The following is a 24266-nucleotide window of genomic DNA, read 5'->3' as shown; positions in this document are numbered from 1 at the left end:
TATGTCCACCTTATTAATCGTGCGCCCCGAGGCGCGGGCGCAACAAGACATTGCCGTATGCCGTCAATTGGGTTGGGATGCGGTTGCGTTCAACCCCATCGAAATCGAACCCGATGAAACCGCTTTGGCTGGCTTGGCGGAAGTGTTCCAACAATGCGACGCTGTGTTTTGGGTTAGCCCTACCGCCATTGAAATTGCCGCGCCGCATGTTGATTTTTCAGACGGCATGAAAGTGCAAATTACCGTTGGTGAAGCCAGCCGCCGAACCTTAAGCCGTTTTACCCAGCACGAAATTTTCAGCCCGACCGACGGCAACGACAGCGAAGCCGTGTTGCGGCTGCCGATTTGGCAAAACCTGCCGCAAAATGCCAAAATTTTGGTGATTCGTGGGCATGGCGGACGCGATTTTCTCATCGAAAATTTGCGCAAACAAGGCTTTGGTGTGGCAGTGGCCGAGGTGTATTTCAGACGTCCTAAAGAATTGAATTGGCAAGATTTCCCTGAAGAAAATGTGCAAGCGGCATACATCACTTCTGCCGAAAGCGTAAAAGCCTTGTTCGAACAAGTGCCGCCGGCATTGGCGCAACGCTTCAAAACCTTGCTATACTTGACCCATCACGAGCGCGTGGCCGATGCTTTACGGCAGGCTGGCGCGCAAAATATCCAATTGGTCGCCGCACTCGATGCCGCGGCTTTATCCCATGTCTCAAACGGAGCCGATATGAGCCAAACCGAAGACAAACAACCCGAAATCAATCAAAACAACGACGAGCGCGTGATTGCGGTCAATGCAGAAGGCAAAGCCATGCCGTCTAAAAAAGCCAAGTCAGAAAGCGTACCGGCCGAACCGAAGCCGACCGCCGCAGAGGTGGCCGAATCTCGAAATACAGGAAACACTATGTCAGACAATAAAAATACACCGAAAAACGAGTCATCTTCCCAAACTCCTGCGCCGGTGGTGATTCAGCAATCATCCGGCAAAGGTTTGGCTGTTGGTGCGCTGGTGCTGGCTTTACTGGGCTTGGGTGCGAGCGGTTTCTTGTTTGTTCAAGGTCAGAATGTGTTGAGAAATCAAGAGTTGGCCTTTACCCAAAAAATCGACAAAGCCGCGTTGGGCGAATCTGAAAATGCTTCTTTGCTGAAAGACAACATCAGCCGCCAAACCACCATTCAAGCCGAAATTGAGCGTTTGGCCAATGCGCAAAAAGCCAACAGCGACCAAATCGAGTTAAACCAAAAAGCCTATCAGGAATTGGTAAAAGGCCGCGTCAACTGGTTGGTGGACGAATCAGAAAGCATGTTGAATCTGGCCGCGCAGCAATTGATGCTGTCGGGTAATGTGCCGGGTGCGGTGGGCGTGTTGGAACATGTCAACAGCCGTTTGAGTCGTTTCGACCAGCCTGAATTATTGCCGATTAAGCAAGCCATCAGCAGCGATTTGGCTGAATTGAAAAACCGACCTTACGTCGATGTTTCCGGTACCGCTTTGCGTATCGACCGCTTAGAAACTGCTGTGGCCGGTTTGCCGTTGGTGGTGGATGGCACGCTGAAACCGGGCGCGGCAGAGCAGGTTCAAGAAAATCCGCAGCTTTCATGGTGGGAAAACGCCTGGGAAAAATCACTCGGTGCATTGAAAGGCTTGGTGGAAGTGCGCAATTTGGAGAGCAACGATTCGATGTTGTTGTCGCCGGAGCAGATTTATTTCGTGCGTGAAAACTTACGCCTGCGCCTTTTGGATGCCCGCACCGCCTTGCTGCAACACAACGGTGAAGTGTATCAAAGCGATTTGAACAATGTCGAAGCCGCGGTGAAACAGTATTTCGACAATAAATCACCGGCCACCCAATCATGGCTGAAAGAATTGGCCGAATTGAAAGCCTTGGATATCCGCATGACCAGCGGTGACGCACTGAAAAACAGCTTGGCTGCCGTACGCGCTTATCAAGACGGCAGCCGTGTGCAAGCTGCAGTAGCCGCGGCACCAGTGGAAACCGAAGCAGCCGAGCCGAAAGCCGCTTCCGAAGCTGCTGAAGCGCAAGCATCCGCACCGGCGCCGGCTTCCGCTGCGACTATGCCTGAAGCGCCTGCGTTGCCGTCTGAAAACAAAGCATCGCAGCCGCAAACACCGGCTGCACCTGCTGCCAAACCTGAAGCCGCTCAAGAAACACCGGCGCAAGCGAAAGGGGAACAGGCATGAAAAGCGTCATTTGGATTGTGATTTTATTTGCCGTTGCCGTAGGTTTGGCACTTGCCTCGGGTATTTACACCGGTAACGTGTATGTAGTGGTTGAGCAAACCATGCTGCGCATCAATCTGCATGCCTTTATTCTGGGCTTGATTGCGGTGGTTGTGGTGTTGTATTTGTTGGTGAAATTCTTGGCCAGCGTGTTGAATGTGCCGAGCCGCTTGCAACGCTTCGGCGTAGCGCGCAAAGGCAATCAAGCTGTGCATGCTTTGAATAGCGCAGGTTTGGCGTTTTTTGAAGGCCGCTTTGAAAAAGCCGAACTGGAAGCGGCCAAAGTATTGACCAACAAAGAAGCGGGCGACAACCGTACCTTGGCTTTGATGTTGGGCGCACACGCTGCCGACCAGATGGATAATTTAGACTTGCGCGACCGCTATTTGAAAGACATCGAATTGCTGCCGAAAAAACAGCAATTGTCGCGCTACTTGCTGCTGGCCGAATCTGCTTTGAGCCGCCGCGATTATCCGGCTGCTGAAGAAAACCTGAATGCCGCCGCACAAATCAACCCAAACCTGACCCGCTTGGTGCGCTTGCAATTGCGTTATGCGTTTGACCATGGTAATGCGTTGGAAGTGTTGAATAAAGCGGAAAAACTGGTGAGAGCCGGTGCGATTAACGATTATGAAGCCGAGCAATACCAAACTTGGGCATACCGTCGGCTGTTGGCACTGGCTTCCGACCAAAACGGCTTGAAAGCCTGCTTGAAACGCATTCCGGATAATTTGAAAGCCGGTGAAATGTGTATCGAAATTGCGCAGAAATACGAGCGTTTGGGCTTGTATGAGCAAGCGGTGAAATGGGTCAACCAATATTATCCGCAAACGCAGCAAGTCGAATTGCTAGAACCGTTTGTTGAAAGCGTGCGCTATTTGAGTGACCGCGAGCAACAAAAAGCCATCGATACCGCCGATTCTTGGTTGAAGGCACGCCCGGATAATGCGCAATTGCTGATGTATTTGGGTCAATTGGCTTACAGTAAGCAGCTGTGGGGCAAGGCGCAAGGCTATTTGGAAGCCAGCTTGGCCATTAAACCGAGCTTGAGCGCGCATTTGACGCTGGCGCGTGTGTTCGATGAAACCAACCAATCGCAAAAAGCCGATGCCCAGCGCAAACTGGTGTTGGAAAGCGTGGTGGGAGAGGAAGAACCGGTTGCCTTGATGACCAAAGCTTAAGCGCATTCACGTAAAGGCCGTCTGAAACGTTTCCATGCGTGTGAAACCTGTTCAGACGGCCTTTTTATGTTTACAATACGTTCATCATGCGCGGTGACACAAGACGCGTATTTCATTGATCCCGGCCGCCTGTTCAGACGGCCTTATATTTAGAAAGCTGTCATGATTCCATTGCAAAACGATACTTTTCTCCGTGCTCTTTTAAAGCAACCTGTTGAATACACACCGATTTGGATGATGCGTCAAGCCGGACGCTATCTGCCGGAATATAAAGCTACGCGCGCGCAGGCGGGCAGCTTTTTGGATTTGTGTAAAAACACCGAGCTGGCCACCGAAGTGACTATTCAGCCTTTGGAGCGTTTTGATTTGGACGCGGCGATTTTGTTTTCCGACATTCTGACCGTGCCGGATGCCATGGGTTTGGGGCTGTATTTTGCCGAAGGCGAAGGGCCAAAATTTGAGCGCCCGTTACAGCACGAAGCCGACATCGCTAAATTGGAAGTGCCGGATATGGCCAAATTGCAATATGTGTTTGACGCGGTTACTTCCATCCGCACTGCCTTAAACGGCCGCGTTCCGTTGATTGGCTTCTCCGGCAGCCCGTTCACGCTGGCTTGCTATATGGTCGAAGGCGGCAGCAGCAAGGAATTTCGCACCATTAAAACCATGATGTATTCGCGCCCTGATTTGCTGCACAAAATTTTGACCACCAATGCTCAAGCAGTGACGGCTTATCTGAATGCGCAAATCGAGGCCGGTGCGCAGGCGGTGCAGATTTTTGATACTTGGGGCGGCGTGTTGAGCGATGCTGCGTTTGAAGAATTCAGCCTAAAATACATGCAGCAGATTGTCGCAGGATTAAAACGCGAAAGCGAAGGCCGCCAAGTGCCGGTGATTGTGTTCGCCAAAGGCGGCGGCTTGTGGTTGGAAAAAATGGCGGCTATCGGTGCCGATGCGCTGGGCTTGGATTGGACTTGCAACATCGGCGAAGCGCGCCGCCGTGTAGGTGATAAAGTGGCACTGCAAGGCAACTTTGATCCATTTGCTTTGTTCGGCACTCCGGAAAGCATCCGCACTGAAGTGGCGCGTATTCTCGGCGATTATGGCCAAGGCAGCGGCCATGTGTTTAATCTCGGTCACGGCATCAATCAGTATGCCAATCCGGAACACGCAAAAATCTTGGTCGATACCGTGCATGAGTTATCACGCCAATATCACAAATAATTGAAGCTTAGAAAAGGCCGTCTGAATTTCAGACGGCCTTTTTATTTTATGGAACACAATTTTAATATTCTTTGATTTCAAATTCCTTCTGTAATTTGGCAATGCTGTTTACCTTTTCGTAGCCTTCAAATTGCGCAGCATCGCCATTTTTTGCTTTGCTGCCGAGCGCTTGTGAAGCGAAGACGAAACCTTCCCGTTCTATCACGGCTTTGCGGTAGAAATCGAGTAAGTCTTGTTTGGTGAGCTTTTCTGTTAACGCCATAATTTTTTGGCGGGTGTCAAATTCATAATTGCCATAGAGAAAGTCGCTGGAATATCGTCCGGCTTCCTGACTCAGCGATTCGGGTTTATGACGCAAGTGGATCAACATATTGTTGCGCTGGCGTGCTACGTCTTCTTCACTCAAGTCTTGCAGCTTTTGCCAGCTTTCATTAAAGAAACGCTGGTTGTGGTGCATGATTTCGGCCGGTGTCGCATCGGCACTTTGCACGGAAAACTGCAAACCTGCTGTTTTACCGATGGTATAAACGCCTTGGCTGACACTATAGCCAAGCTGCTTGTCGGTGCGTAAATCATCGAAATACCAGCGGCTCAAGAGGCGCGTGAGCAAGGAAGCGCGCACGCGGCCTTCCAATCGCTCGTAGCCTTTGGGCATGTAGATGATGCTCAAAGCGTTGTCTTCATGCGGCACGTTGACAATGTGGTTGAGTTTGCGCTCGGATTGGCTCACATCGGGATAGCGCATGCGATAGACATCATGATTGGCGTTCGGCACGATTTTTTGTACGTCGCGCACCAATTTTTTTACTTGTTTGTCGGAAAAATTGCCGAATGAGAAGACACGCAGCCCATTGATGTTGTTGAGAATCCGCTCTCGCACAAGGGCAACATCTTGCAGATTCACTTCTTTGGCGCTGGCATAAAGATCGTCCCAATCGAAGGTAGGGTAGCGCTCAAAATCATGGAACACTGATACCGCTTGCGCCAAACTGCCGGCTTTTTTCTGCGCTTCCAAGCCGTCCAGCAAACGCTTGCGTGCTTGTTCGAGCTGGTCGGCGTTAAGCGGGGTTTGGGTGAAATTCTTCAGATAATCGGTGGTGAGTTTGCCTAAATGCTGGGCATAGCCGCCGCTGTTGAGCACAAAACCGGTTTCCGTCGGTGTAATGCCCACTGACATACCGGCAATTTGTGATTGATAGCTCAGCTGGCTTTGCGCCAAATCGTTCATGTAGCCGTAGGCCAACGCCGCTACGCCGAGCTTAAGATCGGGCTGATTGGGCATGATGGTGAACATCATGGTAGTGGTAACTTCGGGATTCTCGCCAAAATGCTGCGAAGGCATGTGGAAAACTTTTAAGCCTTTTTGATTGTGCAGCACTTTGGGGTGGCTGCGTTTCACGCCTTGGGCATTGGCTGAAAAATCATCGGCAAAATAAGGATTGCGCTGGGGCAAAACCAATTTCGGATTGCCGCTGAAATCCAGCCATTTTGCTTTTTGCTGCGCTGTGAACGGACGAATATCATACACCGCACCAAAATAAGGCGTGGTGTGTTGCGATGGATTGAGGCCGTCTGAAACTTCTATCATGCGCATGTTGTCGGGTGTCATGCCATTGAGTTTTTCCATGACAGCGGCTTTGTCCAAACCATCAGCAACAAAACCGGCATCAATCATATTGGCCAGCGGATAGCGTAACATGGTTTCTGCCAATGCAGAGGCATAACCCACGCTTTTTGGCACATCCGTGGTTTGGAAGGATTGCTTCAGGCTTTCGCGGATTTCCTGATAGTAGGCATCGTCGATACCGGATTGTTTGATGAGCTTAATCTGCTGGAAAATCATCGACACAATATGATCACGCTGTTGCCAGCCTTTTTCGGTTAAGGCCAAGGTCAAGACAAACGCGCTTTCGTTGCCGCCATTGTTGTCTGCGGGTAACGCAATCAGGCCACTGTCGGATAGGCCGTTTTTAATCAGATAGTCGCTGAGTGTGCCGGCGGTGTTGTTGGTAAAGAGATAAGCCAGATAAGCGCCGGTTTTCGCGCGGAACAAATGCTCTTCGTTTTTCGGATAGCTAAACGACAGCGCGATGGATTTTGACGGCTGAAGCGGCTTGTATTGCAGTAAAACGGCTTTATCCTGCGCCCGATAAAGCGGCACATCGATTTTCGGTTCAACCACTTGTTTATTCGGCATTTTTCCCAAGGTATCGGCGGCGAGTTTGGCCAGCTGCTCAATTGGCTGCTTGGAATATAAAACGGCCTTAAAAAGATTGGCAGAATAGTATTGGCGATGGAATTTCAGCAATTCGTCGTGCAATTTGCTGCCGGGTTTGTCACGCAGGCTTTCGCGGTTGCCATGCATAAATTTGGCATTTGGATGCGCAGGATTGACCGTGTTGGCACCAATGCTGGCCAGCAACGCCGTATCGCTGGCCTTGGCGCGCACCAATTCGGCATTCACGGCGTTCAGCTCTTTTTTAGAATATTCAGGCGACAAAATCGGAAACGCCAAAGCATCAGCCATGCGTGCGACGGCTTCATTGAAAGCATCATGGTTGACATGGAAATGGTAGGCAGTGCGCATGAAGTTGGTGGATGCATTGGTGCGGCCGCCGTTTTTTTGTAGGAATGTCATCAAGCCATCGACATCAGGATAGCGCTTGGAGCCCATAAAAATCATATGTTCCAAATAGTGCGCCATGCCTTGCTGGGTGATCGGGTCGTCTTTTGAACCAATGGGCAAGGCCGCAGCCATGATGGATTTGTTGGCGTTGGGATCAGAAATCAGCAATACCGTCATGCCGTTGGCCAACTCGACTGCGTGATATTCGGCTTTGTCTTTTGGCGCTTTGTGGATGGTTTCATCGATAAAACGGTAAGGCGCGGCTATTGTGGCAGAGGCCGTCTGAACATTTTCTGCGGCGGCATAGGGCAGGGAAATGCTTAAAAGTGCGGTGAAAACGGCGGTGTAAACAGTACAGAATCCAAAAAATCGGCTCATCATCGCTCCTGCATGTTGGCTGTGTCTTCAGACGGCCTTTAATATATTATGCTGTCTGAATAAGGTTTTATGGTGGAATGGGTAAGTTTAGTAGCAGTATAACAAAACTTAACAAATTTGATAAGCTTTCTCAATAATATATTTTCAGACGGTATTCCGTTGGCAGTTGCTGCATGGGTTTGGCGTATAATTCGCTTATTCTGATTTTCTTAATTTGCAGCATGACTTTTTTAAAAGACATTACTTGGACGGAGATTTTCGTCGTCATCCACACCACCGCAGCCTTGATTTGTATGCTGCGTGTGCTCTACAAACAAAAAAACATCGGCTCGACCTTTGCCTGGCTGAGTATTTTGTTTTTGTTTCCCGTGTTTGGCACCATTGCTTATATTTTAATCGGCGAGCCGCGCTTAGGCACGGCGCGTGCTAAACGTAGCGGCGAAATGAACCGCTTTTATGGCGAGTTTGCCGACAAATACTTGCATGATGTGCATCTCGACATCAGCGGTAAAATGAAACCGCATCTGCACGGCATCAGCCAAGTGGCGGCGCATACCACCGGCTTAGGCGCGACGCAAAGCAATGCCATGACCTTGCTTTCCACCACCGACACCATCATCGACACCATGATTGCCGACATCGAACAAGCAGAAACATCAGTGATGATGGCGTTTTACATTATTGATGCGCAGGGGCGGATTGAAAAATTATTGGAAGCGCTGATGAACGCGGCGCAGCGTGGTGTTGATTGCGCGATTTTAGCCGATGGCGTGGGCAGTCGTGATTTTTTAAACAGCTATTGGGTCGGGCGTTTACGTCAGGCCGGTGTGGAAATCGAATGCGCCTTACCGGTGGGCTTGCTCAAAACTTTGTTCACCCGCACCGATTTGCGCAATCACCGCAAAATTTTGGTGGTGGACAGCAAAATCGGCTACACCGGCAGCTTCAATTTGGTTGACCCTAGCTATTTCAAACAAGATTCCGGCGTGGGCGAGTGGATTGATGTGATGATGCGCTGCACCGGGCCGATGGTGTTGGAAATGGCGGCGGTGTTTTTTGCCGATTTGGCGGTGGAAGATGATGAAAACTTGCAAGGCATTCAGCAATATTTGAAGCAGCATGAAGACCGCATTCCGCAAATGCTGCCTGAGAAAATGAAGCAGGGCAATGTCATCGCGCAAGTGATTCCGTCTGCCCCTGAGCAGAGTAGCCATGTGATTTACGAAACCATCGTCAGCGCGATTTATGCCGCCACTTATCAAATCACCATCACCACGCCGTATTTTGTGCCGGACGAACCATTGCTGCTGGCGTTGACTTCTGCCGCCAAACGCGGTGTGGACGTGACGCTGATTGTACCCGCCAAGGTCGATTCGACCATGGTACATTATGCTTCACGCGCTTATTATCCGATGCTGCTCGAATCGGGCGTGAAACTGGCTTTGTTCGACGGCGGTTTGCTGCATGCCAAAACCATGACGATTGACGACGATTACGCGCTGTTTGGCACGGTCAACATGGATATGCGCAGTTTCTTCCTGAATCTGGAAATCAGCTTGGCGATTTACAACCACGGTATGACGCAGAAAATTTATGATTTGCAGCAAAGCTATCTGACCGACAGTCAATATATTTCCGCCGATGAATGGCAGCAACGCTCTAAATGGTGGATTTTGGTGGAAAACGTGGTGCGTTTGATGAGTCCATTGCTTTAATATTAAAGGCCGTCTGAAATTTCAGACGGCCTTTTTTCTAGTGATTTAAATAAAATCGGTTTAACTATCAAGCTTTATGCAATTCATTAACGCGTTCTACTTCTTCGCGGCTGCCCATGATGACTGACACACGTTGATGCAGGCCGGTTGGCTGGATGCTGAGAATGTCTTCCAATGCATTGCTGGCCATGCCGCCGCTTTGGGCGAAGACCAGGCTCAACGGGTTGGCTTCATACATCAAGCGCAGTTTGCCCGGTTTGCTCGGGTCGCGTTTGTCTTGCGGATACATAAACACGCCGCCACGCATTAAGATGCGGTGGATTTCCGCGACCATGCTGGCCACCCAGCGCATATTGTAGTTTTTGCCGCGCACACCGGTCTCACCGGCCAAAAGTTCTTCAATATATTGCTGCATAGGCGCGAACCAGTGGCGTTGGTTCGACATATTGATGGCAAATTCTTTGGTGGCTGCCGGAATCTGCGGATTTTCTTGGGTCAACACAAATTCGTTTTGCTCATTCAGGGTGAACACGAATACGCCGTGTTTCAAGGTAAACACCAATTGCGTTTGCGGGCCGTATAACACATAGCCGCTGCCGACTTGGTCTTGGCCTTTTTGCAGGAAAGATTCGGTGTTCAACGTGCCTTCAGGTTTGGCCAAAATCGAGAAAATGGTGCCAACGGAAATGTTCACATCGATATTGGACGAACCATCAAGCGGGTCGAACAAGACCAAATAGCCGCCGTTTTCGTTGCAAGCGACAAAGGTGTCTTCTTCTTCGCTCGCCAAACCGGCGACATTTGGGTTGCTTTTTAATACATCAATCAACACATCATTGGCAATAACATCGAGTTTTTTCTGGTCTTCGCCTTGCACGTTGCCTGTTCCGGCCATGCCCAATACACCGGCCAATGCGCCCAAGCGGACTTTATCGCTGATGTCTTCACAGGCAGAAACAACGGATTGCAACACGCTGCCCAATTCGGTAGGCACGTTGTTTTGTTGCAGGTGTTGTGGTAAAAATTGCGCTAAAGTAGTCATGTCACACTCTTTTCTTCAATAAAAGTCATGGAATTTTGATTTCAGACGGCCTACCCCAGTTTTATTGCGCTGGCGTAATTTCCGAGGCCACGGCTGATGCCGCTTCAGGCTGGCTGATGCTTTCTTCCGCACACGCCATGGCAGCGCTGCTGAGTTTGTCGGTGAGTTCGGGGCTGATTTTACCGGCGAGCATATCGGTTAAGTCTTGCGTGGAAACGCTGTCGAACATTTTACCGGCCGTGCAGTCGCAGATTTGGCGAACTTTTTCTGCCGATACGAATTGTTGGTCTTGCGGAACCCGGTTGACGCATTGCTCGGAAACCACGGTGATAAAGCCATTGCGCATTTGCTCGTTGACGGCTTGGGAAATGGGATCGTTTTCCGCGCCGCTGCATGAGCTTAACAAGAATGGGGTAAGGGATAACGCAAGCAAATAAAGGCGTGGGCGCATGATATAGGGCCGTCTGAAAAGATGTAGTTAATTGTAATGGAAAATGCAGGTGTAGGCTATCTTTAGCAGAAATCAGCGGCATACTTTGGGCTGCCGAAAAGGGATTTAATTGTTTTTAGATCTAAGATCTTTTAAAAATTCAACTATCAAGCCGGGTAATGTCAGGGCAACGATGATTAAGGTGGTGGTTGGATAAAAATTGTAGGCAATAGCGGCAATCAAACCGAAAACTGCAAAGAAAACCATCCAGGCAAGAATGAAAATCATAGAAATCATATCTCTTATATAAGCCAATAATGCTTTCATTTCAGCCTCTTTATTTCAATCGGTTATTACAAATGAATTTACGTAATGTTATCAGATTTGACAATGTCTACAAGGATAGTGGCCAGTATGAATATAATCTTTAGGCCGTCTGAATCGTTCAGACGGCCTAAAGATGATAGGATTTATTTAATTTGATAATCCAACACAAAGTTCACCCCTTGGTCTTGCGCCAAAATATCGGTGAGTGCGGGCAGGTTGTTTTGCAGTTGTTCGGCCAAAAGGTAAGGAGGATTGATGATAAACATGCCGCTGCCGTGCATGCCGAAGCCGTCGGCGCGTGGCGTGTGGACGTGTAATTCGGCGTGCAGGTAATTTTGCGGCGACAGCTTTTGCAATTGCTCCGGCAATTTGCGGCTTTCTTCGCGGCTTAAGCATGGATACCACACCATGTAGCAGCCGGATTCGAAGCGTTTTTGTGCTTCTTTCAATGTCTGCACTACACGCTGGTAATCCTGTTTTTCTTCATACGGCGGATCAATCAGCACCACGGCGCGGCGAGTAGGTGGCGGCAGCAGGGCAATCAAACCTTGGTAGCCGTCGCTTTGGCTGATGATGCCACGGCGGCCTAAGCGGGCTTCACGCATATTGTTTTGCAGATGTTGAAAATCACTCGGATGCAGTTCAAATAATCGCAGCTTGTCGCTGTCGCGCGTGAGGACTTGTGCCAGCCAAGGCGAGCCGCAATAAAGGTTGGTTTGCGGTAGGATTTGTTTCAGACGGCCTGTGAACTCCGCCAGCTCGTTGGGCAGGTTTTGCGCTTGGTTGAGCAGGGCAATGCCTTGTTTGTATTCCCCGACTTTTTGTGCTTCGCTGCTGCCCAAGTCGTATAAACCGGCGCCGCTGTGGGTGTCGATATACCAATAGGGTTTGTCTTTGCGGTTGAAATATTCTAAGGCGAGAAACAGGGTGAAATGTTTGAGCATATCGGCATGGTTGCCGGCATGAAAGGCGTGGCGGTAGCTGAGCATAATGGCCGTCTGAAAAATGAATAAGGGAAAAGATTATAGCAAACTTGGTGTAGCAGATTTCAATAAAAAGCCGTCTGAATAATTAATTCAGACGGCTTTTTTAAACTCAAAATCAATTGGTGGCGAAAGTATTGCATTGGTTGATGTCACTGCTGTCGATACCGCGTTTCAACCATGCCATGCGCTCGGCAGATGAGCCGTGGGTGAAGCTGTCGTGCACGACATAACCTTGCGATTTTTTCTGCAGGCGATCGTCGCCCACAGATTCGGCGGCCAGCATGGCTTCTTGCACGTCATTGGTGTCGAGCAGGTTTTGGTTGATGGAATCGCGCGCCCAAATGCCGGCAAAGCAGTCGGCCTGCAATTCAAGTTTCACTGATAAGGCATTGGCTTGGGTTTTGCTTGCACCGCGTTGCGCTTGGGTCACTTGTGGCAAAATGCCCAACAGGTTTTGCACATGGTGGCCGACTTCATGGGCAATCACGTAGGCAAAGGCAGCATCGCCGGATGTACCCAGTTTGGTGCGCATGTCTTCATAAAACGACAAATCCAAGTAAACGGTTTGGTCGCCCGGACAATAGAAAGGCCCCATGGCTGCCTGACCGGTGCCGCAGGCGGTGGAGGTGCCGCCGGTGTAGAGCACCATTTTGGCCGGACGGTATTGCTGGCCGTGTTGAGCGAAAATCTTGCTCCAAGTTTGTTCGGTATCGGCCAATACCACGCGCGAGAGCTCGTTTAATTGGCTTTCCAATTTGTTATCGAGCGTGGATTGCTGGCTCATGCCCACGCTTGGGGTGCCGACCAAGCCGGATAAATCGACACCGTAATAAGCGCCGACCAGCAACACGATGATGCCGATAATGCCGGGCGTTTTACCGCCACCACCGCCGCTACTTCTGCCGCGGCGGTCTTCTACATTTGAGCTTTGTCTGCGTCCTTGCCATTTCATGTGTCGATTCCTTGTGATGTCATGGTTTTGCTGCTTATTATACGTGACAATGGAAAATTCTGTTAGCGTGAAAATGAGCGGATGATATTTAAATTTAATGCACTATTATGTACTTTTAAACAGATGATAAAAATGCCGTCTGAAAAAAGTTCAGACGGCATAAATCAATCAATGATTAAACTGCTTCGGCTTTGGTGATGATCACTGCTTCAGTCGGCACATCATCGTGGTAGCTGTGGCGTTTGGTGGCCACACCTTCAATTGCGTCCACAACATCAAAGCCTTCAACCACTTTACCGAATACGGCATAACCCCATTCTTGCACCACATTGCGACCGTGCATTTCTTTTGAACGGTGGTTCAAGAATGCGTTGTCGGCAGTGTTGATGAAAAATTGCGCGCTGGCCGAGTGTGGGTCGGAAGTGCGTGCCATGGCAATGGTGTATTTATCGTTAGATAAGCCGTTGCCTGCTTCGTTTTGAATCGGCTCGTGGGTGTTTTTTTCGCTCATGTTTTCATCCATGCCGCCACCTTGAATCATAAAGCCTTTAATCACGCGGTGGAAAATCACGCCGTCGTAAAAGCCTTCTTTAACGTATTGTTCGAAGTTGGCCGCGGTCACCGGTGCTTTGTCAAAATCCAATTCGATTTTGATGTCGCCTTTGTTGGTGTGCAGAATAATCATGGGATTCCTTTCGTTAAACATCTTTTGCAAAATGGAGTGTACCAGAGAAAATTCAAGGCCGTCTGAAAGAATTATTTTCAGACGGCCTTGAATCAAAGTATTAAATCATTGCTTACATCAACATAAAGTATGCCCAGAAAGCCACTAAGAATACACACATGATGTTGAGCAAGATGCCGACATTCATCATTTCTTTCTGACGAATCATGCCGGTGCCGAACACAATCGCATTTGGTGGTGTGGCCACCGGCAGCATAAATGCACACGATGCACCAATACCAATGACGAATACCAATACTTCTTCAGGCAAGCCCATTTGTGCGGCGATGGTGGCAAAAATTGGCACCAACAGCGCGGCAGAAGCGGTGTTACTGGTAAATTCAGTCAGGAAGATGATGAACGCCGCCACCACCAAAATCACCAGCAATGGATGCGCGCCTGAGAAAGTGGTGGCCACTTGTTGACCCAAAGCCAGCGATGCACCGGATTGTTGCAGCAATGCGCTCAAGCTGATACCACCACCGAAGAGCATCAATACGCCCCAGTCGGTGTTGCGGGCAACTTCTTTCCATTGCGCCACACCAAACACCACCACGGCAATCGCGGCCATCAAAGCAATCACGGTATCCGGATTGGCGATGCCGAATGCGGCTTTGATTTTCGAGCTGAAAATCCACGCGCAGGCGGTTACCAAGAAAATCATCAAGGCGATGACGCGGTGTAAGGTCCACGGAATCACTTCGGCTTTAACTTCAACACGATCGTTTAAATTCGGCTTCAGAATGATAAACAAAGCCAGCAACATCAGCGGCAAAATCAGCAGCATCATCGGCAGACCAAGTTTCATCCATTCGACAAAGTCTAAATCCAATGCTTTGGCAGCAATCATGTTCGGCGGGGAGCCGACTACGGTACCCAAGCCACCGATGCTGGCGCAATAAGCGATACCCAGCAGCACGAAAACGAAGGTTTTGCGGTCTTTTTCTTTATCCAAGTGATCCATCATACCCATGGCCAACGGCAGCATCATCGCGGCGGTGGCGGTGTTGCTGATCCACATGGATAAGAACGCGGTTACACCAAACATCATCAAGACGGCGGCTTTCATGTTGCCGCGAGAGAGCATCAGCAGGCTGACGGCAATTTTTCGGTCAAGACGCTGCATGTGCATGGCCGTTGCCAAGGCAAAACCACCGAAGAAAATATAGATGGTCGGGTCGGCAAAACCGGCCATGGCTTTTTTGATATCCATTTCCGGAAACGCCAAAATCGCACCGGCCACCGGTACCATCAGTGCGGTAATGGTGATGTGTACCGCTTCGGTAAACCACAAAATTGCCACGAAAAGCAATAAAGCCAAACCTTTGTTGGCATTGGTTTCGTAAGGCAGAATGTGGTAAATGCCGTAGCAGAGCACAGCGGCCACCAGCGTGATAATCAGGCCTTTAAAGTCTGTAATCGGCTTTTGTGCACTGAGCAGCTCGACGTTTTCCGCGTGTTCGGATTTGTCTTTTGCATGTAAATCCATACTGCGTTCCTTTGTTGAGAGTGAATTGAAAAAGACAGAATTTTGGAAAGATTATTTTATTATCAAGAACTTAATTTTATTGCGTGGGTTCGAAATAATAGTAATAATTGAATAGAAGTATATTTGTAATTGAAGATAGTGTAAATATAATGTAAAGCATTTTTAGCGATAATTTCAGTGCCTACATTTTTTATCAAATTTAAACAATGGTTTAATTTATTTTTGAGAAGTGTTTTTGAAATAAAACAGTCATGAATAAGGTTGGAATGTTAAAAATAAGATTGAATCAGTTAAACCGCGTTGGGTGATTAAATCGTTAGCAATGCTAATGATGTCAAAAGGCCGTCTGAAACATCAAACAGCGTTTGTGTTTGATGTTTCAGACGGCCTAAATAATCAAATGAAATATACGGCTTATTTAGCACGCAGCATTTTTGCCGCTTCAATGGCGTAGTAAGTCAGAATACCGTCAGCACCGGCGCGCTTGAAAGCGAGCAAACTTTCCAAGATCACTTTCTCGCCATCCAGCCAACCATTTTGAATCGCCGCTTGCAACATGGCATATTCACCGGATACTTGGTAAGCGTAAGTTGGCACGCCGAATTTATCTTTGACGCGGCGGACGACATCCAGATAAGGCATGCCCGGTTTCACCATCACCATATCCGCACCTTCTTGAAGATCCAAAGCAACTTCTTGCAAAGCTTCGTTGGTGTTGGCCGGATCCATTTGGTAGGTTTTTTTATCGGCTTTACCTAAATTGCCCGAGCTGCCCACGGCATCGCGGAAGGGGCCGTAAAAGGCAGAAGCGTATTTGGCAGAGTAGGCCATAATGCGGGTGTGGATATGGCCGGCATCTTCCAAGGCTTCACGAATCGCTAAAATGCGCCCATCCATCATGTCGGAAGGTGCCACCACTTGTGCACCAGCATCGGCATGGCACAAAGCTTGTTTGACCAATACTTCGATGGTTTCATCGTTCATCACATAACCATCGGCATCGGTTAAACCGTCTTGGCCGTGGATGGTGTAAGGGTCGAGCGCGACATCAGTCATGATGCCCAATTCAGGAAATTTTTCACGCAAGGTGCGCACCACAGTCGGCACCAAGCCTTCCGGATTGTAAGCTTCTTCGGCCAATTCGGTTTTGTTTTGTGTCACGACAGGAAACAGAGCCAACATCGGAATGCCCAAATTTAAGGCTTCTTCTGCGGTGAACAATAATTTATCCAAGCTTTGACGCTTCACACCCGGCATAGAAGGCACATTTTCTTCCGCGCCTTCGCCTTCCAATACGAAGACCGGATAAATCAAATCATCAGCCGTCAAAGTATGCTCGCGCATCAGGCGGCGGGAGAAATCATCTTTGCGCATACGGCGCATACGGGTTGCAGAAACAAAGCGAGATGGGAAATTCATGTTTTAACCTTTCTGTGAAAACGCTGTTGCCGAGGAACGATAAGGTTTCAGACGGCCTTCACTAGTTCAACAGCTTGAGACTTGTGTGATGTTTGGCAGCATGCAAAAGCCCAATTTCGGATACGGCATTAGTGTACGCCGATTTGTCGGTCGGCAGAAGTGCAGTCGCTGAAAAATTACGGGAGCCTTTGAAGGCTCCCGCTGAATATGTGAAGATTTTGATTAATCTTGAACCTTGCTGATGGCCTGCACTGATTTGCTGATGTCACGCAATGTGCCAGAAGAATATTCGAGCTGCTCTTTTGCATTCATGCCATCTGAATTTAAGGATGCCAAGTTGGCAAGAGCTTTTTTATATTCTATTGTGCTCAATTTATTTTGACTGATACGCCAAACTTTTCGTCCTTTGGATCTGGTTTGATTGGCTGTCCACAAACCGACTTTGTGATAATGGAGTAAAACATCATGCGCCAGTGTTTTCATATCGGCAGCCGGCTTATCGCTACCAATATTGCGGCCGATGATGTTGTTGCGCAGATCGACAGCTTGGTCGGCAGCCAGACGACTGTAATAATCGGTTTTGCCCTCGCGTACATCGGTGTCGTTCAGGTAGGCATTACCGATACGTTCAGCTATGTCACTGTCAAATTGTGAGGCGATGGCTGCCTGCCACAAAGTATGGCGGACGGCATTGACTTGTGTGCCACGGCCATCACCGTTGGCTTGGTTATCCAAACCGGTGCGTTGCGATAGACGGGCAGCATTGCTGGTGATATTGGTAGATTTTTTATCTTCAACGCCAATAGCTTGTGCAGCAACGGGGTGACTAATAAAAAATTGGGCGATTTTGCTGCGGCGGCTTTGGTCATCTCGGTAACTTTGGCAGCCGGCCAGCAATAAGCCGCTCAAGGTCAGAATGAGTAATTTAGTATGTGTCATGGTAAAAATGATATTGTCTTGATATTGCTTTCAGTATTTAACATAAAAATACGTCAAATCGCAAAAAAAATTTCAGACGGCCTCATTTTGCCTATCAGCGGGTTATAAAGCGGCGGCGATTTCGCTGCGCAGTTTATTCAAGAAACGGCAGTGGCGAACCAGTTGGGCGGCGTTGTCGTAATCTTCTTTGGCGAATGCGCTGTTGAGTGCGGCAAACAGTGATTGTTGTTCGTTGAGAATTTCTTCATCTAAAGCGGCAATCGCTGCTTGGTCTTGTGCCATTTGGGCATCCATCAAGGTTTCGCGCCATTCCATTTGCTGCATCAAAAATTCCGGTGAGAAAGCTGTGTGTTCCGGTGCATCAGCTTCAATATTTTGTGCTTTTAATAAATAGGAAGCACGGTCGATCGGATTTTTTAAGGTTTGGTAAGCTTCGTTGATGGTAGCCGACATCATTACGGCTTGTTTTTGCTCGAAAGTAGAAGCGGCAGCGAATTTGTCGGGATGAAAACGCGCTGCTAAATCGCGATAGGTTTGTTCGAGCTTTTGTTCATCAAGATCGAATTGGGCTGGCAGTTGGAATAGGTTGAAATATTGGCTCATGATGAAAATCATACAGCCGGTCAGTGCGGCTGCTTTCTGTGTAAAAAGTGGAACAAGCGGAAAGGTTTTTTCTCAGCAGTAATATCGGCAGCCAATTGTTGCAGCTCGGCTGCATAGGTGCTTTCTGGCTGGGCATTTTTTGCCATTTTGAGAATGCTGCGCTTGGCTGCTCGCGCAACTGATGGCTGCGAATCGCGGCACAATTGAGCCAAGATATGCACACCTTCTGACGACGGGATTTGTTGTAAAACCGCAATCAGATTTGTGCGCCAAAACTCGGGCTGATTTGGCAGATTTTGCACTAAGGCTTGCCAGTCGTGGCTTTGAAAGCTGCGCAGGCAATCTTCGGCTTCCAATGAGCCGCAATCTTCCCAATAATCGTGTGAATAATGCTGGCTTTGTAAAAGTATTTGATTTAATTCGATAAACATAACGCTATACCCGTAATATAAATATTGTTTTTTAATATTTAATGAGTATAGCGCAAGTAATGCTGAATAAATACTTTAATTTGAACAATGGTTTCGACAGTAATCTTATAACTTACACGTGGAAGCTCTCACCGCAACCGCAAGAATCTTTCACATTCGGGTTTTCAAATTTGAAACCTTCCTGCAAACCTTCTTTGGTGTAATCGACTTGTGTGCCGTCTAAGTAAACCAGACTTTTTGGATCGACGAATACTTTGGCGCCAAAGGCTTCAAAAACAGTATCCATTGCATCGGCTTCATCGACAAATTCAAGATTATAAGCCATGCCCGAGCAGCCGCTGGTCTTCACGCCCAAGCGTACGCCTAAGCCTTTGCCGCGTTTTTCCAAATAGCCGTTGATGTGTTTGGCTGCATTTTCGGTCAGCGTAATCATATTCTTTCCTTTATTGAACTGAATGTTTCAGACGACCTAAAAATAGGCATAGGCCGTCTGAACAATGATTAAACTTCTTTTTTCTTACGGTAGTCGGCAACCGCTGCTTTCACCGCATCTTCGGCCAAAATTGAGCAGTGGACTTTTACCGGTGGCAATTCCAATTCTTCGGCGATGTCGCTGTTTTTAATTGCCAAAGCGTCGTCCAAGCTCTTGCCTTTCACCCATTCGGTAATCAGGCTAGAAGAGGCGATGGCAGAGCCACAGCCGTAGGTTTTGAATTTGGCATCTTCAATAATGCCTTCATCGTTAACTTTGATTTGCAGGCGCATTACATCGCCACAAGCTGGTGCACCGACCATGCCGGTGCCGACGGTATCATCGCCTTTGTCGAAAGTGCCGACGTTGCGTGGGTTTTCGTAATGATCAATTACTTTATCGCTGTATGCCATGATGTGGGTTCCTTATCTTTTGCTGTGATTGTTCTTAAGGCCGTCTGAACCGGATAATCAAAGTTGATTCATAACGTGTTTCAGACGGCATGTTGGGTTGAATACGATTAATGTGCGGCCCATTCGATGGTATTCAAGTCGATACCGTCCAAATGCATTTCCCACAGTGGCGATAATTCGCGCAGTTTGTCAATTTTTGATTTAATCAACTCAGCAGCGTAAGCCACTTCTTCTTCGGTGGTCATGCGGCCGAAGGTAATGCGCAGGGAAGAGTGCGCCAATTCGTCGTTGCGGCCCAGTGCGCGTAATACATAAGAAGGCTCCAATGAAGCGGAAGTACACGCCGAACCGCTGGATACGGCCAATTCTTTCACAGCCATAATCAAGCTTTCGCCTTCGACGAAGTTGAAGCTGACATTCAGGTTGTTTGGTACGCGGTGTTCCAAATCGCCGTTGATGTACACTTCTTCAATGCCTTCAATGCCTTTCAAGAACACGTCGCGCAATTTCAGGTAATGGGCGGTGTCTTGTTCCAATTCTTCTTTCGCCAAGCGGAGGGCTTCGCCCATGCCGACGATTTGGTGGGTTGCCAAGGTGCCGCTGCGGAAACCGCGCTCATGGCCGCCACCGTGCATTTGTGCTTCTAAGCGTACGCGTGGTTTGCGGCGCACATACAAAGCACCAATACCTTTAGGGCCGTAAACTTTGTGGCCGGACATAGACAGTAAATCCACTTTAGCTGCTTCAACATCAACCGGAATTTTACCGCAGGCTTGGGCAGCATCAACGTGGAAAATGATTTTGCGTTCGCGGCAGATTTCGCCGATGGCAGGAATATCTTGCACCACGCCGATTTCGTTGTTGACCCACATTACGGAAACCAAAATGGTGTCTTCACGGATGGCGGCTTTCAACACTTCCAAATCTACCAAGCCGTTTTCCTGTACATCCAGATAAGTCACTTCAAAGCCTTGGCGTTCCAATTCGCGCATGGTGTCGAGCACGGCTTTGTGCTCGGTTTTCACGGTGATTAAGTGTTTGCCTTTACTTTTGTAGAAGTGCGCCGCGCCTTTAATGGCCAAGTTGTTGGATTCGGTGGCGCCGCTGGTAAACACGACTTCTTTCGGATCGGCGTGAATCAAAGCTGCGATGTTGGCGCGTGCTTCTTCAACCGCTTCTTCAGCAGTCCAGCCAAAGCTGTGGCTGTTGGAAGCTGGGTTGCCGAATAATTCGGTTAAATAAGGAATCATTTTTTCGGCAACGCGTTTGTCAACCGGTGTGGTCGCAGCATAGTCTAAATATACAGGGGTGTTAACAGACATGGTTTGCTCTTTCTTTTTATATATCGGGTAGTTTAATGGATGTGTGTAAACGTGACGACTTTGCCGTCGTTTTCAGTATGCTTTTTCTCAATAATGCTTTGCAGGGTGATGCTGCTCAAATAATTGTTGATGGTCGTATTGAGATTTTCCCATAAATCGTGCGTCAGGCAAGGGACACCGTGGTGGCAGTTGGCTTTGCTGCTGCATTGGGTCGCGTCGAGCTTGTCTTCAGCCGCTTCGATAATTTGGGCAATATTGATTTCAGAGGCAGGGGCAGCCAGAATATAACCGCCGCCCGGGCCGCGCAAGCTTTCCACCAATTGCGCACGACGCAACTTGCTGAAAAGCTGTTCGAGATAAGAGAGGGAAATGCTTTGCCGCTCGCTGATGGCGCTGAGCTTGACGGCGCCGGTTTGTGCGTTCATCGCCAAGTCGATCATGGCCGTCACGGCAAAGCGGCCTTTAGTGGTTAGTCTCATGGTATGTGCCTGTGTGTGGCTTTTTTTATCATAGGTCAATTTTCTAATATCTGAGTAGTTTAGTCAAGTATGTGGCAAGGCTTGGCGATTGTTTGTTTTAATCGTGACATTAATTTCTTTCAAGTCGTAATAGACGTTGAGAATATGGATAGGCCGTCTGAACATTTCAGACGGCCTTGTAAGATTGAAAAGCAACTGCACAAATGTAATTTTTGTGTTAAAGTCTGATTTTAATAACTCGATGGTTTGCGCCATCATCAGGGGCTGTTTAAATTTAAAATCAGGATACACGGGAAGGCCGTATAGGCCGTCTGATTTTAAGCTTAAGCAGCCTTACTTATGTTTACAAAAGGTACACAATCATGCAATCTTGGCAATTACCCGAGCATGTTGCTGATGTTTTGCCGACAAATGCCCGCCAATTGGAAAGCGCACGCGAGCAATTGTTGGCTTTATTCCGCGTGCACGGTTATGAATTGGTGCAGCCGCCGCTGATGGAATACAGCAATTCGCTGCTTACCCACATCGATGCGGGCTTGTCGCTGAAAACCATCCGCGTGGCCGACCAAATCAGCGGCCGCCAATTGGGTATCCGCGCGGACATTACCCCGCAAGTAGCACGTATCGATGCGCATTTGCTTTCTGCCAATAACGGCATTAACCGTTTGTGTTACGCCGGTTCGGTATTGCATGCGCGTCCTGACGGTTTTCTGAAAACGCGTGAGCCTTTGCAGGTCGGGGCGGAGCTTTACGGCTTTACTGATATCGCTGCTGATATTGAAGTCGTTGACTTGATGCTCAAAAGCATGAAAATCGCCGATTTGGGTGAGTTGCTATTGTCTTTGGGGCATGTTGGCGTGTTTCGTGCTTTGGCGCAGGCAGCGCAACTAAATGAAGAGCAAGCTGCGCAATTATTGGCTTTAATGCAGGATAAAGATGCCCAAGCCGTAGCCAATGAAGTGAAAGCATGGAAACTAGACGGCATGTGGGCAAAAGCGTTTACTTTGTTGCCAAGCTTATATGGTGGCCGTGAAGTATTAACTGAAGCACGTGCTAAATTGCCGGATTTGTTTGCTGTTGGTCAGGCTTTAGATGAATTGCAAGCGATTTGCGATGCCTTCCCTGAGCAAAATGTGCACATCGACTTATCGGAATTGCGTGTTGATAATTACCACACCGGTTTGCTGTATGCTGCTTATGGCTCGAAAAGCCATGATGCTGTCGCGCGTGGTGGCCGTTATGATGGATTGGGCGAATATTTTGGGCGTTCGCGTCCGGCCACCGGATTCAGTTTCGACTTACGCAGCTTTATCGGTCGCTTGCCAAAAATCGATCGCCAATCGGTGGTGATGGTGGCGCAAAAAGATGTGCTCAATGCCAAACAGGCGATTGAAGATTTGCGTGAACAAGGTCAGTGTGTGATTGTTGATTACGGCATGGAACACAATGGCTCAAAAGATATTGCAGGCCGTCTGAAAGAAATCGACGGTGAGTGGAAAATCATTGAAATTAATTAATTTTTAGATCAGGATTTTGATTTATGGCTAAGAATGTTGTCGTAATCGGCGCGCAATGGGGCGACGAAGGTAAAGGTAAGATTGTTGACTGGTTGGCAGAAGAAACCACTGGCGTGGTGCGTTTTCAAGGCGGCCACAATGCAGGCCACACTTTGGTGGTAGGCGGTAAAAAAACCATTTTGCGCCTGATTCCAAGCGGTATTTTGCATGAGCAACTGGATTGCTTCATCGGCTCGGGTGTGGTGGTTTCGCCGGAAGCATTGCTGGGTGAAATTGATGAATTGAACGCCGCCGGTGTGAAAAACGTAGAAGGCCGTCTGAAAATTGCGCCGACTGCTCCTTTGATTCTGCCTTACCACATTGCCTTGGATCAGGCGCGTGAAGCGTCTCGCGGCAAAGGCAAAATCGGCACCACCGGCCGCGGTATTGGCCCTGCCTATGAAGACAAAGTGGCTCGTCGCGCGATTCGTGTGGGCGATTTGCTGAATCTGGACAAAATTCCTGAAAAGTTAGAAGCGATTTTGGCTTACTATAATGTTCAGTTGCAACATTTGCATGGTGCTGAGCCGGTAAAAGCGGAAGACGTGATGGCGGTGATTGAAAAAGTGGCGCCGCGCATTGTACCGATGATTACCGATGTATCACGCGTGTTGAACGATAAATCACAAGCCGGTGAAAAATTGCTATTTGAAGGTGCGCAAGGTACCTTGCTTGACATCGACTACGGTACTTATCCGTTTGTGACCTCGTCTAACTGCTTGGCCGGTGCGGCCTCTGCCGGTGCCGGTGTGGGTCCGCAGATGTTGGATTATGTGTTGGGCATCGTGAAAGCGTACACCACACGCGTGGGCTCGGGTCCGTTCCCAACGGAATTGTTCTGCGAAGTGGGTGCGGGTTTGGCCGAACGTGGTCATGAGTTTGGCTCGGTTACCGGCCGTGCACGCCGTTGCGGTTGGTTTGACGCCGCCGCTTTGAAACGCTCGATTCAGGTAAACGGTATTTCCGGTATGTGTATCACCAAATTGGACGTGATGGACGGTATCGAAGAAATCAAGATTTGCATCGGCTACGAATTGCCGGATGGAAGCAAAACCGACATCCTGCCTTGCGGCTCCGATACTGTGGAATTGTGCAAACCGATTTTTGAAACCATGCCAGGCTGGACGGAATCCACTTTTGGCGTGAAAGAATACGATGCCTTGCCGGAGAATGCCAAAGCCTATCTGAAGCGCATTGAAGAAATCTGCGGCGCGCCGGTGGCGATTGTTTCGACTGGCCCTGATCGTGAAGAGACCATTGTGCTGCATCATCCGTTTGCATAACGAGGCCGTCTGAAATTCAGCCCTTAAAATCGACAAGAT

22 protein-coding genes and 1 pseudogene are annotated in these 24266 nt (G+C 48.7%); 7 read left to right on the top strand and 16 right to left on the bottom strand.

Going from position 1 to position 24266, the window contains the following annotated elements; all coding sequences use genetic code 11:
• Position 1 precedes the first annotated feature (1 nt).
• From CRG49_RS13455 to hemE, 4 genes and pseudogenes are all read left to right on the top strand, one after another.
• A pseudogene (locus CRG49_RS13455) lies at positions 2–721 on the top strand (uroporphyrinogen-III synthase); the annotation flags it as partial.
• Positions 722–898: 177 nt separating this feature from the next.
• Positions 899–2197 carry a uroporphyrinogen-III C-methyltransferase gene (locus CRG49_RS13450; protein ID WP_229437032.1) on the top strand — a complete coding sequence of 433 codons (1299 nt, stop codon included), beginning with the start codon at positions 899–901 and terminating at the stop codon, positions 2195–2197.
• On the top strand, positions 2194–3417 hold the full coding sequence (locus tag CRG49_RS01395) for a heme biosynthesis HemY N-terminal domain-containing protein (protein WP_095503380.1): 1224 nt from the start codon (positions 2194–2196) through the stop codon (positions 3415–3417). Before CRG49_RS13450 ends, CRG49_RS01395 begins: the two co-directional genes overlap by 4 nt.
• A 162-nt stretch (positions 3418–3579) precedes the next feature.
• Positions 3580–4641 carry a uroporphyrinogen decarboxylase gene (gene hemE, locus CRG49_RS01390; protein ID WP_095503381.1) on the top strand — a complete coding sequence of 354 codons (1062 nt, stop codon included), beginning with the start codon at positions 3580–3582 and terminating at the stop codon, positions 4639–4641.
• Between the two features lie 61 nt (positions 4642–4702).
• Here hemE and ptrA read toward each other — a convergent pair whose 3' ends face one another.
• Positions 4703–7645 carry a pitrilysin gene (gene ptrA, locus CRG49_RS01385; protein ID WP_095503417.1) on the bottom strand — a complete coding sequence of 981 codons (2943 nt, stop codon included), beginning with the start codon at positions 7643–7645 and terminating at the stop codon, positions 4703–4705.
• A 221-nt stretch (positions 7646–7866) separates the two neighbouring features.
• Here ptrA and cls point away from each other — a divergent pair, with 221 nt between their 5' ends.
• Complete coding sequence (gene cls / locus CRG49_RS01380) at positions 7867–9360, top strand: cardiolipin synthase (protein WP_095503418.1); 1494 nt, start codon at positions 7867–7869, stop codon at positions 9358–9360.
• Between the two features lie 67 nt (positions 9361–9427).
• Here cls and CRG49_RS01375 read toward each other — a convergent pair whose 3' ends face one another.
• From CRG49_RS01375 to iscR, 15 genes are all read right to left on the bottom strand, one after another.
• On the bottom strand, positions 9428–10402 hold the full coding sequence (locus CRG49_RS01375; protein WP_095503382.1) for a class 1 fructose-bisphosphatase: 975 nt from the start codon (positions 10400–10402) through the stop codon (positions 9428–9430).
• Between the two features lie 61 nt (positions 10403–10463).
• The gene (locus CRG49_RS01370; RefSeq protein ID WP_095503383.1) at positions 10464–10853 is read right to left on the bottom strand and encodes a hypothetical protein; all 390 of its coding nucleotides are present in this window, start codon (positions 10851–10853) and stop codon (positions 10464–10466) included.
• Positions 10854–10958: 105 nt separating this feature from the next.
• Entirely contained in the window at positions 10959–11159 is a 201-nt protein-coding gene (locus tag CRG49_RS01365) for a hypothetical protein (RefSeq protein WP_095503384.1), read from the bottom strand.
• A gap of 143 nt (positions 11160–11302) precedes the next feature.
• A complete protein-coding gene (locus CRG49_RS01360; RefSeq protein WP_095503385.1) occupies positions 11303–12148 on the bottom strand; it encodes a 23S rRNA (adenine(2030)-N(6))-methyltransferase RlmJ in 846 nt (281 codons plus the stop codon).
• A 112-nt stretch (positions 12149–12260) separates the two neighbouring features.
• On the bottom strand, positions 12261–13097 hold the full coding sequence (locus CRG49_RS01355) for a neutral zinc metallopeptidase (RefSeq protein ID WP_095503386.1): 837 nt from the start codon (positions 13095–13097) through the stop codon (positions 12261–12263).
• Between the two features lie 175 nt (positions 13098–13272).
• Positions 13273–13782 carry a peptidylprolyl isomerase gene (locus CRG49_RS01350; protein WP_095503387.1) on the bottom strand — a complete coding sequence of 170 codons (510 nt, stop codon included), beginning with the start codon at positions 13780–13782 and terminating at the stop codon, positions 13273–13275.
• A 112-nt stretch (positions 13783–13894) separates the two neighbouring features.
• The gene (locus CRG49_RS01345; protein WP_095503388.1) at positions 13895–15310 is read right to left on the bottom strand and encodes a DASS family sodium-coupled anion symporter; all 1416 of its coding nucleotides are present in this window, start codon (positions 15308–15310) and stop codon (positions 13895–13897) included.
• Positions 15311–15724: 414 nt separating this feature from the next.
• Positions 15725–16729, bottom strand: a complete 1005-nt coding sequence (gene hemB, locus CRG49_RS01340) for a porphobilinogen synthase (RefSeq protein ID WP_095503389.1) — start codon at positions 16727–16729, stop codon at positions 15725–15727.
• 222 nt (positions 16730–16951) lie between these two features.
• The gene (locus CRG49_RS01335) at positions 16952–17668 is read right to left on the bottom strand and encodes a hypothetical protein (RefSeq protein ID WP_095503390.1); all 717 of its coding nucleotides are present in this window, start codon (positions 17666–17668) and stop codon (positions 16952–16954) included.
• A gap of 102 nt (positions 17669–17770) precedes the next feature.
• Entirely contained in the window at positions 17771–18271 is a 501-nt protein-coding gene (gene hscB / locus CRG49_RS01330; protein WP_095503419.1) for a Fe-S protein assembly co-chaperone HscB, read from the bottom strand.
• A 20-nt stretch (positions 18272–18291) separates the two neighbouring features.
• On the bottom strand, positions 18292–18702 hold the full coding sequence (locus tag CRG49_RS01325) for a hypothetical protein (RefSeq protein ID WP_095503391.1): 411 nt from the start codon (positions 18700–18702) through the stop codon (positions 18292–18294).
• Between the two features lie 112 nt (positions 18703–18814).
• A complete protein-coding gene (iscA, locus tag CRG49_RS01320) occupies positions 18815–19135 on the bottom strand; it encodes an iron-sulfur cluster assembly protein IscA (RefSeq protein WP_095503392.1) in 321 nt (106 codons plus the stop codon).
• 68 nt (positions 19136–19203) lie between these two features.
• Complete coding sequence (gene iscU / locus CRG49_RS01315; protein ID WP_095503393.1) at positions 19204–19587, bottom strand: Fe-S cluster assembly scaffold IscU; 384 nt, start codon at positions 19585–19587, stop codon at positions 19204–19206.
• A 107-nt stretch (positions 19588–19694) separates the two neighbouring features.
• On the bottom strand, positions 19695–20909 hold the full coding sequence (locus CRG49_RS01310) for an IscS subfamily cysteine desulfurase (protein ID WP_095503394.1): 1215 nt from the start codon (positions 20907–20909) through the stop codon (positions 19695–19697).
• A gap of 32 nt (positions 20910–20941) precedes the next feature.
• On the bottom strand, positions 20942–21388 hold the full coding sequence (gene iscR, locus CRG49_RS01305) for a Fe-S cluster assembly transcriptional regulator IscR (RefSeq protein ID WP_095503395.1): 447 nt from the start codon (positions 21386–21388) through the stop codon (positions 20942–20944).
• Positions 21389–21750: 362 nt separating this feature from the next.
• Here iscR and CRG49_RS01295 point away from each other — a divergent pair, with 362 nt between their 5' ends.
• Both CRG49_RS01295 and CRG49_RS01290 read left to right on the top strand, forming a co-directional pair.
• The gene (locus CRG49_RS01295) at positions 21751–22905 is read left to right on the top strand and encodes an ATP phosphoribosyltransferase regulatory subunit (protein ID WP_095503397.1); all 1155 of its coding nucleotides are present in this window, start codon (positions 21751–21753) and stop codon (positions 22903–22905) included.
• Between the two features lie 23 nt (positions 22906–22928).
• The gene (locus tag CRG49_RS01290; RefSeq protein ID WP_095503398.1) at positions 22929–24227 is read left to right on the top strand and encodes an adenylosuccinate synthase; all 1299 of its coding nucleotides are present in this window, start codon (positions 22929–22931) and stop codon (positions 24225–24227) included.
• Positions 24228–24266: the final 39 nt, after the last annotated feature.

Source organism: Neisseria sp. N95_16 (genome assembly GCF_002551535.2).
GTDB classification, from domain to species: Bacteria; Pseudomonadota; Gammaproteobacteria; order Burkholderiales; family Neisseriaceae; genus Neisseria; species Neisseria brasiliensis.
This window is presented reverse-complemented; position numbering and strand designations above follow the sequence as displayed.